A 16189-nucleotide genomic window follows, 5' to 3' on the forward strand; every position below is an offset into this window, starting at 1 on the left:
TACACAATTACTTTGAAATACAGACCATAATGGATAAAAATGCAAAGATCTATGTTGCAGGGCACAGAGGAATGGTGGGAGGAGCCATTTCGCGTAATTTAAAAAAGCAAGGGTATCAAAATCTTATCGAGCGAACCTCTTCTGAGCTTGATTTACGTAATCAATTAGCTGTAAATGATTTTTTTGACAGAGAAAGGCCGGATTATGTTTTTTTAGCTGCTGCTAAGGTGGGGGGTATCGTAGCAAATAACACCTATCGTGCAGAATTCCTTTATGACAACCTGATCATGGAAGCTAATATTATCCATGCCGCCCATGTTAATGGAATCAAAAAATTAATGTTTTTAGGAAGCAGCTGTATCTATCCGAAACTTGCTCCACAGCCTTTAAAAGAGGAATATTTATTGACTGGTCTTCTAGAACCCACCAATGAGCCCTATGCCATAGCAAAGATAGCCGGCATCAAACTTTGCGAGGCTTACAGAGATCAATATGGAGCAAACTTTATCAGCGTTATGCCTACTAATTTATATGGCATAGGAGATAATTATCATCCCCAGAATTCGCATGTTTTGCCCGCACTTATCCGGCGTTTTCATGAAGCAAGGGAGAATAAATTGCCTGAGGTAACCATATGGGGTACAGGTAAACCTCTTCGTGAATTTCTTTATGCCGATGACTTAGCCGAAGCCTGTATTTTTTTGATGGAAAACTATGATGGCAGGGAGCTGGTCAATGTGGGTACGGGAGAGGATCTAGCTATCGCAGATTTGGCAGTCCTGATCAAAGATATCGTAGGTTATGAAGGTGAGATTACTTTCGATACGTCTAAGCCTGATGGTACCCCCCGTAAGCTGATGGATGTATCAAAGCTGCATCGCCTGGGCTGGAAACACCATACCTCCTTAAGACAAGGAATAGAACAAGCTTATACCGATTTCGTAAATGCCGAAATGGTGGCCGAGCGTTGATTATAATTTCTTGAAGATAAAATAAAAATTATTTAAAATTAATATGAAAACAGCATTAATCACTGGAGTAAATGGGCAAGATGGCGCCTACTTGGCCGAGTTGCTATTAGAAAAAGGTTATATGGTACACGGTATCAAACGTCGTTCATCATTAATCAATACCGATCGTATTGATCACTTATACCAAGACCCGCACAGTGAAAATGTACGTTTCCGCTTGCATTATGGCGATATGACGGATAGTACGAATCTCATCCGCATCATCCAGGAAACACAACCGGATGAGATTTATAATTTAGCGGCAATGAGTCATGTAAAGGTGAGTTTTGACACACCCGAATATACAGCTAACGCAGATGGCATAGGCACGTTACGAATTTTGGAAGCTATACGTATACTTGGATTAGAGAAGAAGACACGTATTTATCAAGCCTCCACTTCTGAACTTTATGGTCTAGTGCAAGCGGTTCCACAATCAGAAACTACACCATTTTACCCACGTAGCCCTTATGCTGTAGCTAAATTGTACGGCTATTGGATCACGGTTAATTATCGTGAGGCCTACGATCTATATGCATGTAATGGTATTTTGTTCAACCACGAAAGCCCTTTACGTGGCGAAACCTTTGTAACCCGCAAAATTACCCGTGCGGTTGCAGCCATCGCTTTGGGCTTACAGGAAAAAATGTTCTTAGGAAATTTAGACGCACAGCGCGACTGGGGGCACGCCAAAGATTACGTAAAGGCCATGTGGCTTATCTTACAGCAGGATAAAGCTGAGGATTACGTTATTGCAACAGGTATCACCACGCATGTGCGCGACTTCGTAAAAATGGCGTTTGCCGAGGTTGGTGCAGAAATAGAGTTCAAAGGAGAGGGTGTTGACGAGAAAGGGTATGTGAAGTCGATTTCCAATGATGAATTTAAACTAGAAGTAGGGCAAGAGGTGGTTTCTGTAGACCCAGCCTACTTCCGTCCAACGGAAGTGGAATTATTGATTGGCGATCCTACTAAATCTAAAACCAAGCTAGGTTGGGAGCCGGAATATGACTTACCTGCTTTGTGTAAAGAGATGGTGGCTTCTGATGTAGAGATCTTCAGGAAAGATAATAAAACACAGTGGGAGCATTTGGCAGGGTAGTTCTTCGGAACGACATTTCATCAGTTGCTTTTCACTACAAAAAACTAAATCTTGATAGACTTTGTGTTGGTTTTTAGGTAGTAATATAGGAAAATAACGTGAAATCTGTTAAAATTTATACTGTAAAATAGATCCGCTGATAGCTCTTTTTAAAAAAATCCAAATATTATGTGTTTAGGATGGGAGAATATTTAATAATTTAATATGTACGAAACATTAGGTATTAGAAGTACTACTAATACAATTCGTTAGTTAATGAGATCATTGGCGAATTCAAATTAAATGAATAACGAAAAAAAATTAGTTGTTAAAGGAATTTTCTGGACAGGATTCCAAATGGTCGTCAATCAAGGATTCGCCTTTATTATACGACTGGTATTAGCCCGTTTACTGTTTCCTGAACAATTTGGTTTGGTTGGCATGGCTACCGTTTTTACGGGTTTTGTCCAAGTACTAAATGATTTGGGAATTGGGGCCGCTCTAGTCCAAAAGAAGGAACAACAATTAACAGCAGCCCATTACCATACGGCATTCTGGACAGGTATAGTTTGGTCAACTGCGCTGTATCTCATCATTAGCTTTGGCGTGGCTCCTTTGGCGGTATTATTTTATGATGAACCATTATTGAGATCTCTCATTCCTGTTATTAGCTTGGGAATATTATCGAGCCCGATAAACTTGGTCAATAAGGCGCAGTTAACTAAGAAGATGAACTTCAAGAAAATTGCATTTGTAGATAATACTTCAAATATTATTTCTGGGAGCATAGCTTTAGGTTTAGCGCTGTGGGGTGCGGGCGTTTGGTCTCTAGCTTTCAATTCGGTTGCATCGATATTGGTAGCGATACCATTGTATTTTAGGGCCACTGGATGGCTGCCGAAATTTATTTGGGACAGGAAGGCTTTTAAGGATATTTTCGGTTTCGGTGTTTACACCACTGGAACAAATGTGGCGAACTATTTAATCAACAATATTGATTATTTGCTGATTGGAAAACTTTTGAGCGCTGGTGCGTTAGGTGCTTATACATTCGCATTTGGTTTAACAGACACGTTTCGCAGTAGACTGATGGCTGTTATCAATAATGTAATGTATCCCATGTACGGTAAGAAGCAAAACGAGCCAGTAGCTCTCAAAAATTATTACCTCAAGGTGGTCAATTATAATAGCTTAATTATTTACCCGATCATGTTAGCTTTTTTTACCTTTTCCCGCCCTATTATTGAAAACTTCTTCGGCGATAAATGGGAGGCGTCGATTATCCCTCTGAAAATAATGGCTGTGGCAGTGATGTTTCATATGATGGTGAATTCTAATACAGCACTTATTCGTGGTATGGGGCGACCGGATTTAGAAATGAAGTTACAGTTATTCAAATCATCGATTTTTGTTCCCATGTTAGTGGCCGGAATCCATTTTTATGGAATTTTAGGGGCATCATGTGCTGTATTGATCAATAAAATCATTGCGGTAATCATCGCTCAGTATACTTTTAACAATCTGTTAAATATTAAAGTAAAGACAACAGAGTTTATAAACGCGGTAAAAAATCCTTGGATCGCATCTATAGTTGGTTTTTTGATTGGATACTTTATTTATGAGCAGTTAGGTTTTAACTTTTATATTTCGCTGATAATTCAGTTCGTGTCGTATTGTTTCAGCATATGGCTGTTGATGGGACATGAATTGAAAGTACAGGTAAAGCAGTTAAAGTTAGCTAGACAAAAATAGATATGATAAAAAATATAAAAAAAAGGTTTAAAATATTAATACGGGAGAAATTACCTGCTTTCTGTGCTAAGTCGCCTAAACGAGCATTTTTATATTATTTAATTTTCGATAAATCGTTTTTAAGAGAGGTACAGGCCGTGTTAGCTGGTCGGGTAAAACATGTGCATGATTCCGAAAAGGCGAAATCTAATTATTTTTTGTTGGTCAGAGATACCCATCGTATTGAAAAAGGTCTGCTAATGCGCCCGAGACGACCTGTTTTTGGAAAAGGTTATATCAAAGAGACACTAGATAGTTTTGAGGGCGTTTGGAAATCCTCTGCACTAGAAGGGGGTGATAATTTGCAATTGAAATGGTTCCATGATGTTTTGGGTGAATACTTCAGGTCTGCCGGGAGCGAAGATCCTTTGATTAAACAGTTAGGAGAAAAATTTAATAAGATTATTAGCGAGCAACCTTTACCGGCATCGATCTGTGATATAAAGATAAAGTCAATACCCTATTTTCGTTTGGTAGAAGATAGGAGCCAGATTACCTACGAGGAATTTCACAAACTTTGTAGGCAGCGTAGATCTGTTCGATGGTTTTTAGATAAACCAGTGCCGCGTGACTTAATTGACAAAGCTGTTTTATCAGCAAATCAATCGCCGAGCGCTTGCAATAGGCAGCCGTTTGAATTTCGAATTTTTGACCAGAAAGAGTTGGTAGAACAAGGCGTGTCTTTACCTATGGGTACGAAGGGATATGGGCATAGCATCCCTGTGTTCGTGGTGTTGGTCGGTAGTTTAGATGCTTATTTTGACGAGCGGGATAGACACGTCATCTATATTGATGCCTCCTTGGCAGCCATGTCCTTTATGTTAGCGTTGGAGACTTTAGGTTTGGGAAGTTGTGCTATCAACTGGCCTGACATTGAGGCCAATGAGAAGAAAATGGCTAAGTTTTTAGCTTTGAAAACTTATCAAAGACCATTAATGTGCATGGGGCTGGGGTACGCAGATCCTGAGGGATTAGTTGCATTTTCAGAAAAAAGGTCCATCAATCAAATAAGGAAATACAATTAAAATATAATTATATAGAACAATGGTTATAGAATTACGCGGTGTAGAGTTTCAAAACAAAGGTGCAGAACTAATGTTACATGCTGTTTTAAGCAAAGTAAAGGAAAAATGGCCTGATACTATATTTGTGATGGAGCATCGTGGTGGCAGTGCTCCAATAAATAAACAGAGATCTGTGGGTGTTTACACCAAGTTGAATAAAAGGATCTATGGTTTAAATACTGCGAAGTTGGGCTTTTTTGTGCCGAAATTTATTCGACGTTCTTTCAAATTCATTTTACCGAAAGAAGTAGATGCGGTTCTGGATGGTTCTGGATTTGCTTTTGGTGATTTTTGGGGTGAAGCAAAAGCAGGTCAACGACTCGCAGACCACATTCATAAGTGGAAACTTCATGGCAAGAAAATTATTGTATTACCACAAGCTTTTGGTCCTTTTACAGAACCTGCTTTGATAAGTAAGATGGAAACGATATTAAATGAGGCAGATCTCATATTTGCGAGGGATAAATACTCATTTGATTATTTAAAAACACTGAAAGCCAATCAACAACATATTTTTCTGAAGCCTGATTTTACTAACTTGATAAAGGGGCTCAAACCAGTGGATTTTAATCCTGATGAGCTGGAAGTTGCTATTATCCCGAATAATAAGTTGTTGGAGTCAAGCACTTTTAAAGATCGCGACGATTATCTAAATGTCTTGAACCGAATAGTGACAAAAGTGCAAAGTCTTGGTAGAAACCCCTTTTTTCTAATTCATGAGGGAGCAAAGGACTTACAACTTGCAAAAGATGTTAATCAAAAATTCGGGCAGGATATTCCAATTTTGAAAGAGGATGACCCATTAAAGGTAAAAGGGATTATAGGTCTCTCCAAGGCAATTATAACATCTCGTTTTCATGGTTTGGTTAGTGCTTTGTCTCAAGCAATTCCCTGCTTATGTATAGGGTGGAGTCATAAATATTTGGCTCTTATGGAAGATTACGGTTTCGTAGAAGGATTATTATCAAATGAGGATTTGCATTCTGAAGAGGTGGAAAGAAAGATAGAATTGGTAATTAAGCCTGATACCGCACGTGAAATCAGTGAAAAACTTCACCAAGCTGGAAAAAAGCAGAAAGAGTTGTCAGAAGAAATGTGGGAGCAAGTATTTAGTGTTCTACAGGGATAGGTTCTCGCTGAGAAAATAGATTAGTTTATGAAGTTCACGGTTATCATTCCTACATATAAAGATTGGCAAAGTTTGCAAAAATGTTTGGCCTCTTTGGCGGATATGCATTTTCCGTTAAATGACTATGAGATTTTGGTGGTAGATAATGATCCTATTCATAAGGTTCCTGCTGATTTGGTTGCTGCTTCCAATGTCCGGATATTACATCAGCCTGCCCCTGGATCTTATGCTGCTAGAAACTTGGCTGTCGGTCAAGCTCGTGGAGAAATTTTAGCCTTTACAGATGCAGATTGCATAATAGATTCTTTATGGCTGACTAATGCAGCCGAGTACTTTAAGAATGAACAAATACAGCGTATCGCTGGAAACGTGGTTATTTTTTTTAATGATCTTACGAAAAAAACAATGGCTGAATTGTACGAGTATATTTTCGCATTTGATCAGGAGAAGAATGTGAGGCTTTATAAGGCCTCTATCACCGCTAATTTTTTAGTAAAAAAAAGTTTGTTTTTGGAAGTTGGGCTTTTTGATGGGAATAAGAAATCCGGGGAAGATTTTGGATGGAATTGGCGTGCAAATGAGCGAGTAGACAATAGGTTGGTTTATGCAAAAGATGTCATCGTAAGACATCCAGCAAGGAGGACATTACGGGAGATAGGCCAAAAAAAGCGGCGCGTTTTCGGTGGGAAGAAAAAATATGATTTCAAAACAGCTAAAGGTATCTTCAAAGAGTTTGTATATATACCATACCTTTTTTACACTGTCGTATGGATTAGCTTGAGGAGAATTCGTCGGAGTGAGCTGATTTTTCAGGAAAAGGCAAAAGTTTTTATCGTAGTATTATATATATATGTAATTATGATATACGAGTACTTTCGTTTGTTGTTCGGAGGAAAAGCACTAAGATAATAATTTGGGAAAAAAATGAAAAAAGTATTGTGGTTAGTAAATGGTCGTGAAGGATTTGGCATCTCTAGAGCCACGGTTTCTTTTGCTGGAGAATTCATTAAAGGAGAGATTGCATTACAATTTGTAAGTATTGCGTCCGGCCGGATGGTAGAAGCTCTTGAGGAAGCAGGGCAGCGTGTCATTTGTCTAGGTTATGAACCTCCACAAGTAGCTAGCGGTAGTACTGTCGCCTTCTTACGAAATCTATACAGCACATTCACTTTGAGTAAAAAAATCTTACGATCGCTAAAGGCGATAATCAAACAGGATAATTATGATACCTTTATCTATCGGTCGCCTAATCTCACCCAGATTGCTGCTTTACTGCCAAATAGTCTAACAAAGTGCTGGATTATGCCAAATACCGTTGGCAACGGTTATTTTTTAGATATCAATAAAAAAATAACTAGACTGGTATGTCGTTTGGGAAATATACATGTAATAGCTAATAGTCATTACACTGCTACATCTATTGCCAAAGGGAGCTTTCAGCCAGATGTTCTGCATCTTGGTGTTGATGAGAGCCGCTTTGATCCTGATGCAGTTCAACAACCTTTTCAGAAAAAGGACTTTGGGTTCGATGAAGGCGATTTCGTTTTTGGAATCTTTGCTAGTTTGGGCAAAAGAAAGGCGCAGGACATTGTTATCGAAAGTATCGCAAGGGTCAAACAATTGTATCCAGAGAAACAATTGCGTTTATTCTTACTCGGTGTGGATGATCAACATTCATCGTTCTTTTCCCATTGTAATAAGTTAGTGAACGATTTAGGTTTAACTGAAGAAGTTTATTTTCATCCCACAGTAAAGGATGTTGAACGCTATTATAATCTTGTGGATGTAATTATCAATTCGCGTAGAGACGCTGAACCTTTTGGCCTTACCGTTATTGAAGCAATGATGATGGGAAAACCTGTAATAGCGATGAAACTAGGAGGCCCAGCAGAGACTATCGTTGACGGGAAAACAGGCTGGCTCGTCAACTTACCTAATCCAGATTCTTATGCAAAAGGTATAGAGAAGGCCATTAAAAGTAGTACCATTAAACAAGAAGGCAAAGCTATTAGAACGCATGCGGTTTCTAATTTTTCAATTGGAGTTTCATTTCAAAACTTGTGCAAGTTGGTCTCCTAGCAGTGTGCAATTTGAGATGCAATAATGATAGATACAAACTTGATGATTTTTATAACTAATCAGACTTTATGATAAAGAAAATACTTCTGAATAAGTGGACAAAAAAAATTGCAGGAAGGCTTATAATATTTGGTGATTATAAAAGGTTGATAAGACCATATCACGTTAATCTGATGTATTTTAACGAAAAAATCGGACCAGAAAAAAAGCCTAATGTGGGCGATTTGTTATCAAAGGTGACTTTTCATTACTTGCTGAATTACAAGGGGATCAAGTCTTTGAAGGCTAAACGCACAATAAGGATAACTTTCATAGGCTCTGTCATTCAATTCTTAACGGCGGATGCCGTCGTTTATGGAAGTGGCTTTCTGTTCGAATATGTTGCGGAGAAGTTTGGAAAGAAAAAACTAAAGCTTGATGTTCGGGCGGTTAGAGGACCGTTGACAAGAGAAAAGTTAGTAGAAATTGGATACGATGTCCCTACAGTCTATGGCGACCCCGCAATTTTGTTACCTACTTTTTATACGCCGGTTATATCTGCAGAAAAAAAAGACTTTTTGGTCATACCGCATTGGAAAACGGTTGATAAATATATCGAAATGGGCTACCCTGTATTATCTCCTTTGACGGACGACTGGCAGAATTTTATTAATGAAATTGCTTCAGCCAAATTGATAATAAGCTCTTCATTACATGGGGTTATTATAGCTGAAGCTTATGGTGTTCCTGCTATTTTATTAGATGAGGTAGAAAAAGGTAATTTATTCAAATATCAAGACTATTACTACAGTACAGGAAGAAAAGAATTTGTAAGAGTAAAAACTGTAGAAGAAGGGCTTAGTGTTCCTGCTCCATCATTACCTGATTTGGAAAGGATGAAGCAAGGCTTACTAGATGCGTTTCCTAAAGATATATTTAAATAATTATGGATGTTTAAACATAGTGAAGTATGGAAATAAAAAGAAAAATCGCTTATCTAATAGCCGCCCATAGTGATCCTGAACATCTCCAAAGATTAGTTGATGTACTGGATGATGACGCCGATTTTTTTATACATATTGACAAGAAGCAAGAAATTGAACCATTCATAAAACGAATTGATAAACATAACGTGTTTTTTTTGACAGGCGATAATCGCATAAAAGTGTATTGGGGAGGTTTTTCTCAAGTTCAAGCGACTCTTAATTTACTGAGACGATGTTTAACGGAAAATGATCGCAATCAAACCGAATACAAAAAGGTTGTTTTTATGTCTGGCGCTGATTATCCAATTAAGGGTAACGATTATATCCACAATTTTTTTGACGATAGGAAGGAGGTGAATTTTATTAGGGGAATGAATATTACGGATGCGAACACACCGAAATACAATTATTGTGTACGAAATTATTTGTTTTTCAATTTTTTTATTTTTTCGTTAACTGTCACCAGGGTGATCCGTAAGATGCTCAATCTAATTGTTTCTTCGTTGAAGACCAAACCTAATTATATCCGTAATAATGATGGAGATAAGCTTGATATATTTCACGGCTCTTCATGGTGGGCGCTCAATATTGAAGTGATTAGATATATTATAGAATATACTGCTAATCATAAAAAACTAAGCAAATACTTTAAATATTCCTTAGCATCTGACGAAAAGTTTTTCCATACGATATTTTTTAATTCAAAATTTTCAAAAACTAATTTGTATGATGGGACTGAACCCTATGTGCCGTTTACATCAGCATTCGCTAACCTTCATATAATAGATTCTTCCTTAAGGAAATGGTTTAACTTGGATGACTTTGATCTCATAGAGAATTCCGAACAGCTTTTTGTTAGAAAAGTTTCTTCACGTCATTCAAGGGCCTTACTAGATAAAATTGATAAAGATTTGTTGAAAAAAGCCGTAGTAGGGTAACATATTTTTTAGCAAAAAATGATTGTAAAGAGTTAATGTTTCAAAAAGTAAATATAAGTAAACAGCAAATATTACTGGTAATTTGCGCCATCATCTTTCTGCTAGGTTCTTTTAGAGGCGGAAGTGCGGATGATGATGCATTGGGCTATTTTGTGCCAAGCTATATTGCACTAGTGCAGAGATTATCGCTACCATTAGTAGGATTATTGATGCTAATTTCTATATTAATCAACATTAACAGAGTCGACAAAAAATTGCATTCAGGAGTGCCTACAGGGCTTGTATGCTATTTTGTTTTCCAGTTCATCATTGTTTTAACGAGCTATTTCTACAGAAATGATTTTCAGGATTTTTTGGTTAGAGGTAGTTTTGTGACGATAACCTTTTTATACTTTTTTAATGTGATACGTTCGCTTCCATTATATGAATCGCTCCGCAATGGAGTGCTGATTTATTTTTTTTACGGATTGTTGGCCTTCATTGCCATTAACGTTTTTGTATACCTGTCGCCAAGTGCCAACGTATTTTGGAAAGGCCGTTTATATGGAGTGACTTCTCATCCGAATTTTCTAGGTATGTGCGCATCAATATGTTGGATTGCGTCATTTGCTTTATTCTTACGAGCTAAGGCATATAAAACAAAGGTATTTTTCGTTTTAGCATTGGCCTTAAGTATATATTGCTGTATTTTAACAGGTTCTCGTACCTCAATCCTGTCCGGCACATTGGGTACGGCATGTATAATGGCTTATACCCTGAAAAACAACTCCTTCAAACCGATTTTGATACTATGCATGCTAATTTTTGGCCTTTTTCTATATGCTAATTTAACTCTGCAGTCATTAGATTTCGAAGGTCGAGGTAATACTAGAGAAGGAACTTGGGCTTCTATGTTAGAACGTGCTTCCGAGCTTCCCCTATTTGGTTATGGTAGAGTAGGCGCAACCACAAATGCATATCTTTTTTCTATTGTGGCGACAGGACTTTTTGGTAGTTTTTTCTTTTTCAGAACGTTGATTGAATTGCTAAGATTGTATTTCTCCAATCTCCCGCAATTTGACAAGTTGACGGTTAATCTATTCAGAGGTTTAGTAACCTTTTTTTTGGTTAGCTCGACGTTTGAGGGATACCTTTTGGACAATGTGAGCACGCCGGTATTCACGTATTGGCTATTGTTGACTTATGTTAAATTTTAATTGAAGAAGATGGAAAAAATGAAAGTTGCGCTGCTAAATCCAATGGTTCCTCATTATCGGGAAGAGTTTTTTAAGCTACTGTCATCATACGTAGATTTGGATATTTATACTTACCAGAATCAGTATTCAAAAAAGAACTTTAAGATCAGCGATTTGTCTGTAAAGTCGCTTAAGAGTTTGCTTTTTTTTAAAAAGCGCTTCCTACTGTTTTCAATTACTCCCTTTCTATTCAAAAGATATCATACCATCATACTAATGCTACATTTCGGCCATATCAGTACGTGGTTGTTGTTACTGCTGAAAGTATTCCATCGAAAGAAAATTATTCTATGGGGACAGGGGATTTCAGTGAAGCGCTACATGGAGGAGGAAAGAAAACCAAATCTACTACTCAAACAAATGATTCGCATGGCAGATGGCGTTTGGTTATATACCGAAAAAGAACGCGATCAATGGAAGGCTATTTTTCCCAATAAAAAGATAGTAGCTTTAAATAATACGATCTCTGGTGTAGGGGAGATACTCGGAGCAAAAAATTCGCACTTGGATAGGCAAAAGCTTAAAGAAAAATATAAAATCGTTCACCAAACCTGTTTTATATTTTGTGCCCGCTTTGATAATCCTCATCGCCGAGTTGACTTGCTAGTAAACAGCATAAAAGATTTGGACTCTTCGGTTTACGGTTTTATTATCATAGGAGAGGGCCAATTTAAACCGGATTTTTCAAGCTATCCAAATGTATATGATTTTGGGTCCGTCTACGACAAGCAAATCAAAGACGAGCTGTTCGAAGTGGCAGACATCTATTACCAACCAGGTTGGGTGGGCCTGTCTGTGGTCGAAGCGATGGCTTATGGTAAGCCTATTTTAACATATAAACGTAGCGAAGAGGTGTTACAATGCGTAGAGTATGATTATATAAAAGATCATGTCAATGGTATTTTATTAGCGGATAGCGATGATTTCAAAGAACGCGTACCTCTTCTTTCGGATTCGGAAATCAGCGCTATGGGGCGTAATTCCAAGGAGTTCGTCAGAAGAAAATTAACAATGAAAAGCATGGTGGAAAACGCATTATCAATAATGGCCATATAACGGAATAGAACAGATGAAAACAATCCTTCACGTGATTACTTCCATGGATCCACAAACTGGAGGGCCGGCACAGGTCATCAGGAATAGCGTTTTTTATTTGGAGCAGTTGCATCTAAATAACGAGGTCGTTTGTTTAGATCCGGAAGAAGTAACGTATCCGATGAATGATCTCTTCACGATTTATAAGTTAGGCCGAGGAAAAAGTGCTTTCCAATATAGCTCGAAGTTAGATCAGTGGCTTTTACAACATATCAGTCGATACGATGCTGTTGTGGTGCATGGTATCTGGCAATATCATAACTATGCGGTTTACAAAGCGGTAAAAAAATTAAAAGCTAGGAAAGCTAAGGTTCCAAAAGTAGTCATTATGCCACATGGGATGCTTGACCCCTATTTTCAAAAGTCTAAGACCCGCAGAATGAAAGCTTTACGCAATAAAATCGTATGGCAGCTAACGGAAAGGAAATCAATTAACGCAGCGGATGCTTTATTCTTTACCTGCGAAGAAGAATTGCTGTTGGCAAGAATGGCGTTTAAAGGGTATCGCCCAAAACAGGAATTAGATGTGGGCTTGGGTATTCAATCTCCCCCGGCTTTCGTTCCTGAGATGAAAAACGAATTTCTGCAGAAGTGTCCGGATATAGGGAAAGGCTATTGGCTATTTTTAAGTCGCATACACGAAAAAAAAGGTGTCGATATTTTGATCGATGCGTATAGCAAAATATCGAGTAAATATCCCAAGGTCCCGGATTTGGTTATTGCTGGGCCGAAAGATTCAGAATATGCTCGTCAAATGATGGAAAAGGCGAAGACAAATGAAAAAATTCATTTTACTGGTATGTTGAATGGAGCGAGTAAATGGGGGGGCTTCTACGGCTGCAAAGCTTATATACTTCCCAGCCACCAAGAAAATTTTGGTATAGCAATCGTTGAAGCTTTGGCTTGTAGAAAGCCGGTAGTGATTACCAAAAAGGTTAACATTTGGAGGGAAATAGCCGATGGGAATGGTGGACTTGTGTTAGAAGAAGCTGACAGCAATCTTCTATATGGAGCATTTGAACGCCTGTACCAAATGAAGGAATCGGATCTGGAAAGCATGGAAAGTAATGCATACAACACTTTTAAAGAGAAGTTCAGTATTGAAGAGAGAGCAGCGGTATTTGCTAAAACCATCGACGCCATCTGCAAAGTAGTGACGGACTAGTGTATGATTGCGGCAAACAACGAGATAAAAGATATGGAAAAGAAGAAAATAGGTATTATTACCATTCTAAATGTAAACAATTACGGTGCCGAATTGCAGGCATTCGCCCTACATCATAAGCTAAAGTTGTTGGGTTATGATAGCGAGATTATCAATTACTTGTATTACAAAAATCCTAGGTTTCGCTTTGAACAACAAGCGAAACCTCTTTTCGGTACATCAAAAATGAACAAGGTGAAAGACCTTGCCATAAAATGGTTGGATAAATACGCAGAATCTACCAATAGAGAGGTCGCACGTACGAGAGAAGAGCGGTTTAAAAACTTTCACCTCAAAAATACTGCACTGTCGGTCACTTATCACAGTTTTTCGGAGCTTTACGAGGCTGAGCATCCGTATAACGTGTTTATTGTCGGTAGTGACCAAGTGTGGAATCCAAACAATGGTACCAACCTCGAACCTTATTTTTTAACATTTGCTCCCACCAATGCACGGAAGATTTCTTACGCATCGAGCTTTGGCGTAGGGAAAATTGATCGATTAATCTACCCTATATATAGAAAGCTTTTGAATAACCTGGACTTCATCGGTACTAGGGAAGAAACTGGAGTAACGCTTATAGAGGAAATCACCAAAAGAGAAGCCACGCGGGTGGTTGATCCTACGCTACTGTTATCAAAAAGGGAATGGGAAGATATTTTGGTGCCATACGAGGAAAATAGACCTTACATTCTCTTGTTTATATTTAAGAACTCTTCCTACGTAACGGAGCTGGCATATGCGCTTCAGAAGAAAACTGGTTATCGGATCATCCGTGTATGTAAAAACGCTAAGCGAGTAGAGTCTGATGAAAAAATATTGAACCTTAGGGATCTTGGCCCACTCGAGTTTTTAGGACTGTATCAGAAGGCCGCTATTGTGTTGACCACATCATTCCATGGAACAGTATTTTCGTTGATTTTTGAGAAACCTTTTTTCACGATTACACCTGCAAGTAAAAATAATAATATCAGACAGCAGGAGCTGCTGAGGCGGGTTGGCTTACAATCCCGTCTGCTAAAGGAAGGAGATGATTTTCCCGATTTAGATGACGTAAGTATAGATTTCGGTCCTGTCAGGGATCATTTGGAGGCGGACAGAAATAGGTCAATTGCCTTCTTGACAAACGCGATTGATAGTTAATAAAAAAATGGCGATGGAAAATAAGATGATAGAAAACATTCCTTATATAAACAAAGTGGTTGAAGGTGGGTTTTGTGTGGGATGTGGCGCTTGTGCCTTTGTTGCAAACAAAGAAATGAAGCTGAACAAGTATGGAGAATACTACCCTTCAGTGGACGCTGCAGATGTTAGCAGTGAGGTAAAGGAAAAAATGGAGTTTGTTTGCCCTTCATTAAATGAGAAATACAATGAAGATGTGCTTGGAAAGGAATTCTTAAAGAAGTGTGAAACATATAGTGATAAGATAGGTTTTTATCAAAGCGTGTACGGCGGTTTTGTAAAAGAAGGCAGCTACCGAGACAGGGGAACTTCCGGAGGTTTTGGCACTTGGATAGGTGCAGAGCTTTTTAGAAGAGGGCTTATTGATGGCGTGATTCATGTCAAAGAAATTGAAAGGAAAGGTGCGTCTGACCCTTTCTTCAAATATGCGATTAGTACTACGGAGGAAGCTATCCGTGGCGGCTCCAGAACAAAATATCACGTGATCGAAATCTCGGAGGTGCTGGATCTGGTCCGATCTAAGCCGGGCAGATACCTCTTTTATGGTTTGCCCTGTATGGTAAAGGCAATACGTCGGGTACAATTGGTAGACCCCGTCATCAATCAGTCGATCAAATATACTGCTTCTTTGGTATGTGGGCACTTAAAGAGTGTGAACTGGACATTATCGCTCGCATGGGGAAAGGGGGTCTCTCCCGAAAATGTGGAGAAATTCCAATATCGAACCAAAGGTAAGGGCATTCCTGCCAGGGCCTACGTTTTCAAAGCTTTTTTTAATAAGGGGAACACCACGGATGAGGTAATGGAGAATTCCGCAAATGTTGTAGGTGGTAAGTTTAATCAGGGAGCACTCATGTTACCTGCCTGTAATTTCTGCGATGATTTGGTTGGGGAAACAGCCGATATTACTATTGGCGATGCCTGGTTACCTCAATTTGAAGTGGATGCAAATGGCACAAATCTGCTGATCGTTAGGAATGCTGAAATCAATGAAGTGTTGAACAGTTCAAAAATAGAGGATCGCGTTGAACTGGTTCAGTTAACAGAACAAGATGCCTTAAACGCACAGTCCGGTGGTTTTAGGCAGCGGAGAGAAGGCCTCTCTTACCGATTGGAGTTATACGATAAGAAAAAGAAGTGGCATCCGGAAAAACGCGTGAAAGCAGGGGAGTATCAAATGCCGCCATTACGAAAAATTATCTATAAAATGCGCTATGATGTAACAGCTTTTTCAAGAGAGTTTTTTGTTACGGCGGTTGCAAAGAATGATTACGCTTACTATAAGAAAAAGTTGCTCTTACAGCTCAAATTGTTAAGATTCCTTGAAATTTCCAGTTCGGTTGACAGAATTGTGAAAAGGAAGCTAGCGTATTTTAAGTTCAGGAAATTGAAAAGATCCTCTACTGAAAATTAAGT

General features: G+C 38.6%; 14 protein-coding genes. All 14 read left to right on the forward strand.

The features are described 5' to 3' along the window. The first annotated feature begins 29 nt into the window (after positions 1–29). The 14 genes from H8S90_RS08640 to H8S90_RS08705 all read left to right on the forward strand — a co-directional run bounded on the left by H8S90_RS08640 (position 30) and on the right by H8S90_RS08705 (position 16187). Positions 30–971, forward strand: coding sequence for a GDP-L-fucose synthase (locus H8S90_RS08640; protein WP_187342152.1), 942 nt, complete (start codon positions 30–32; stop codon positions 969–971). Positions 972–1014: 43 nt separating this feature from the next. Then, complete coding sequence (gmd, locus tag H8S90_RS08645) at positions 1015–2112, forward strand: GDP-mannose 4,6-dehydratase (protein ID WP_187342153.1); 1098 nt, start codon at positions 1015–1017, stop codon at positions 2110–2112. A 282-nt stretch (positions 2113–2394) separates the two neighbouring features. Then, positions 2395–3843, forward strand: a complete 1449-nt coding sequence (locus H8S90_RS08650) for a lipopolysaccharide biosynthesis protein (protein ID WP_187342154.1) — start codon at positions 2395–2397, stop codon at positions 3841–3843. 2 nt (positions 3844–3845) lie between these two features. Further along, a complete protein-coding gene (locus tag H8S90_RS08655) occupies positions 3846–4907 on the forward strand; it encodes a nitroreductase family protein (protein WP_187342155.1) in 1062 nt (353 codons plus the stop codon). A gap of 19 nt (positions 4908–4926) precedes the next feature. After that, a complete protein-coding gene (locus H8S90_RS08660; RefSeq protein ID WP_187342156.1) occupies positions 4927–6075 on the forward strand; it encodes a polysaccharide pyruvyl transferase family protein in 1149 nt (382 codons plus the stop codon). Between the two features lie 27 nt (positions 6076–6102). Then, on the forward strand, positions 6103–6984 hold the full coding sequence (locus H8S90_RS08665) for a glycosyltransferase family 2 protein (RefSeq protein ID WP_187342157.1): 882 nt from the start codon (positions 6103–6105) through the stop codon (positions 6982–6984). Between the two features lie 15 nt (positions 6985–6999). Continuing rightward, positions 7000–8154 (forward strand): glycosyltransferase family 4 protein, encoded by a 1155-nt coding sequence (locus H8S90_RS08670; RefSeq protein ID WP_187342158.1) that lies wholly within the window; start codon positions 7000–7002, stop codon positions 8152–8154. A 68-nt stretch (positions 8155–8222) separates the two neighbouring features. Then, positions 8223–9077 (forward strand): polysaccharide pyruvyl transferase family protein, encoded by an 855-nt coding sequence (locus H8S90_RS08675; RefSeq protein ID WP_187342159.1) that lies wholly within the window; start codon positions 8223–8225, stop codon positions 9075–9077. Positions 9078–9103: 26 nt separating this feature from the next. After that, positions 9104–10057 carry a beta-1,6-N-acetylglucosaminyltransferase gene (locus H8S90_RS08680; protein ID WP_187342160.1) on the forward strand — a complete coding sequence of 318 codons (954 nt, stop codon included), beginning with the start codon at positions 9104–9106 and terminating at the stop codon, positions 10055–10057. A gap of 35 nt (positions 10058–10092) precedes the next feature. After that, a complete protein-coding gene (locus tag H8S90_RS08685; RefSeq protein WP_187342161.1) occupies positions 10093–11253 on the forward strand; it encodes an O-antigen ligase in 1161 nt (386 codons plus the stop codon). A gap of 9 nt (positions 11254–11262) precedes the next feature. After that, positions 11263–12348 (forward strand): glycosyltransferase, encoded by a 1086-nt coding sequence (locus H8S90_RS08690; RefSeq protein ID WP_187342162.1) that lies wholly within the window; start codon positions 11263–11265, stop codon positions 12346–12348. Positions 12349–12361: 13 nt separating this feature from the next. Beyond that, positions 12362–13552 (forward strand): glycosyltransferase, encoded by a 1191-nt coding sequence (locus tag H8S90_RS08695; RefSeq protein WP_187342163.1) that lies wholly within the window; start codon positions 12362–12364, stop codon positions 13550–13552. 33 nt (positions 13553–13585) lie between these two features. Then, positions 13586–14734, forward strand: coding sequence for a polysaccharide pyruvyl transferase family protein (locus tag H8S90_RS08700; RefSeq protein ID WP_187342164.1), 1149 nt, complete (start codon positions 13586–13588; stop codon positions 14732–14734). A gap of 13 nt (positions 14735–14747) precedes the next feature. Then, positions 14748–16187 carry a Coenzyme F420 hydrogenase/dehydrogenase, beta subunit C-terminal domain gene (locus H8S90_RS08705; protein ID WP_187342165.1) on the forward strand — a complete coding sequence of 480 codons (1440 nt, stop codon included), beginning with the start codon at positions 14748–14750 and terminating at the stop codon, positions 16185–16187. Positions 16188–16189 lie beyond the last annotated feature (2 nt).

It is taken from the genome of Olivibacter sp. SDN3, assembly GCF_014334135.1.
In the GTDB taxonomy this organism is placed as follows: Bacteria; Bacteroidota; Bacteroidia; order Sphingobacteriales; family Sphingobacteriaceae; genus Olivibacter.

What these genes read in the sequence shown, in the direction of transcription:
- H8S90_RS08640 (WP_187342152.1), top strand. Translation starts at nt 30, where the DNA reads ATGGATAAAAATGCAAAGATCTATGTTGCAGGGCACAGAGGAATGGTG.
- H8S90_RS08665 (WP_187342157.1), top strand. Translation starts at nt 6,103, where the DNA reads ATGAAGTTCACGGTTATCATTCCTACATATAAAGATTGGCAAAGTTTG.
- H8S90_RS08705 (WP_187342165.1), top strand. Translation starts at nt 14,748, where the DNA reads ATGGAAAATAAGATGATAGAAAACATTCCTTATATAAACAAAGTGGTT.
- H8S90_RS08675 (WP_187342159.1), top strand. Translation starts at nt 8,223, where the DNA reads ATGATAAAGAAAATACTTCTGAATAAGTGGACAAAAAAAATTGCAGGA.
- H8S90_RS08680 (WP_187342160.1), top strand. Translation starts at nt 9,104, where the DNA reads ATGGAAATAAAAAGAAAAATCGCTTATCTAATAGCCGCCCATAGTGAT.
- H8S90_RS08670 (WP_187342158.1), top strand. Translation starts at nt 7,000, where the DNA reads ATGAAAAAAGTATTGTGGTTAGTAAATGGTCGTGAAGGATTTGGCATC.
- H8S90_RS08660 (WP_187342156.1), top strand. Translation starts at nt 4,927, where the DNA reads ATGGTTATAGAATTACGCGGTGTAGAGTTTCAAAACAAAGGTGCAGAA.
- H8S90_RS08685 (WP_187342161.1), top strand. Translation starts at nt 10,093, where the DNA reads ATGTTTCAAAAAGTAAATATAAGTAAACAGCAAATATTACTGGTAATT.
- gmd (WP_187342153.1), top strand. Translation starts at nt 1,015, where the DNA reads ATGAAAACAGCATTAATCACTGGAGTAAATGGGCAAGATGGCGCCTAC.
- H8S90_RS08690 (WP_187342162.1), top strand. Translation starts at nt 11,263, where the DNA reads ATGGAAAAAATGAAAGTTGCGCTGCTAAATCCAATGGTTCCTCATTAT.
- H8S90_RS08655 (WP_187342155.1), top strand. Translation starts at nt 3,846, where the DNA reads ATGATAAAAAATATAAAAAAAAGGTTTAAAATATTAATACGGGAGAAA.
- H8S90_RS08650 (WP_187342154.1), top strand. Translation starts at nt 2,395, where the DNA reads ATGAATAACGAAAAAAAATTAGTTGTTAAAGGAATTTTCTGGACAGGA.
- H8S90_RS08700 (WP_187342164.1), top strand. Translation starts at nt 13,586, where the DNA reads ATGGAAAAGAAGAAAATAGGTATTATTACCATTCTAAATGTAAACAAT.
- H8S90_RS08695 (WP_187342163.1), top strand. Translation starts at nt 12,362, where the DNA reads ATGAAAACAATCCTTCACGTGATTACTTCCATGGATCCACAAACTGGA.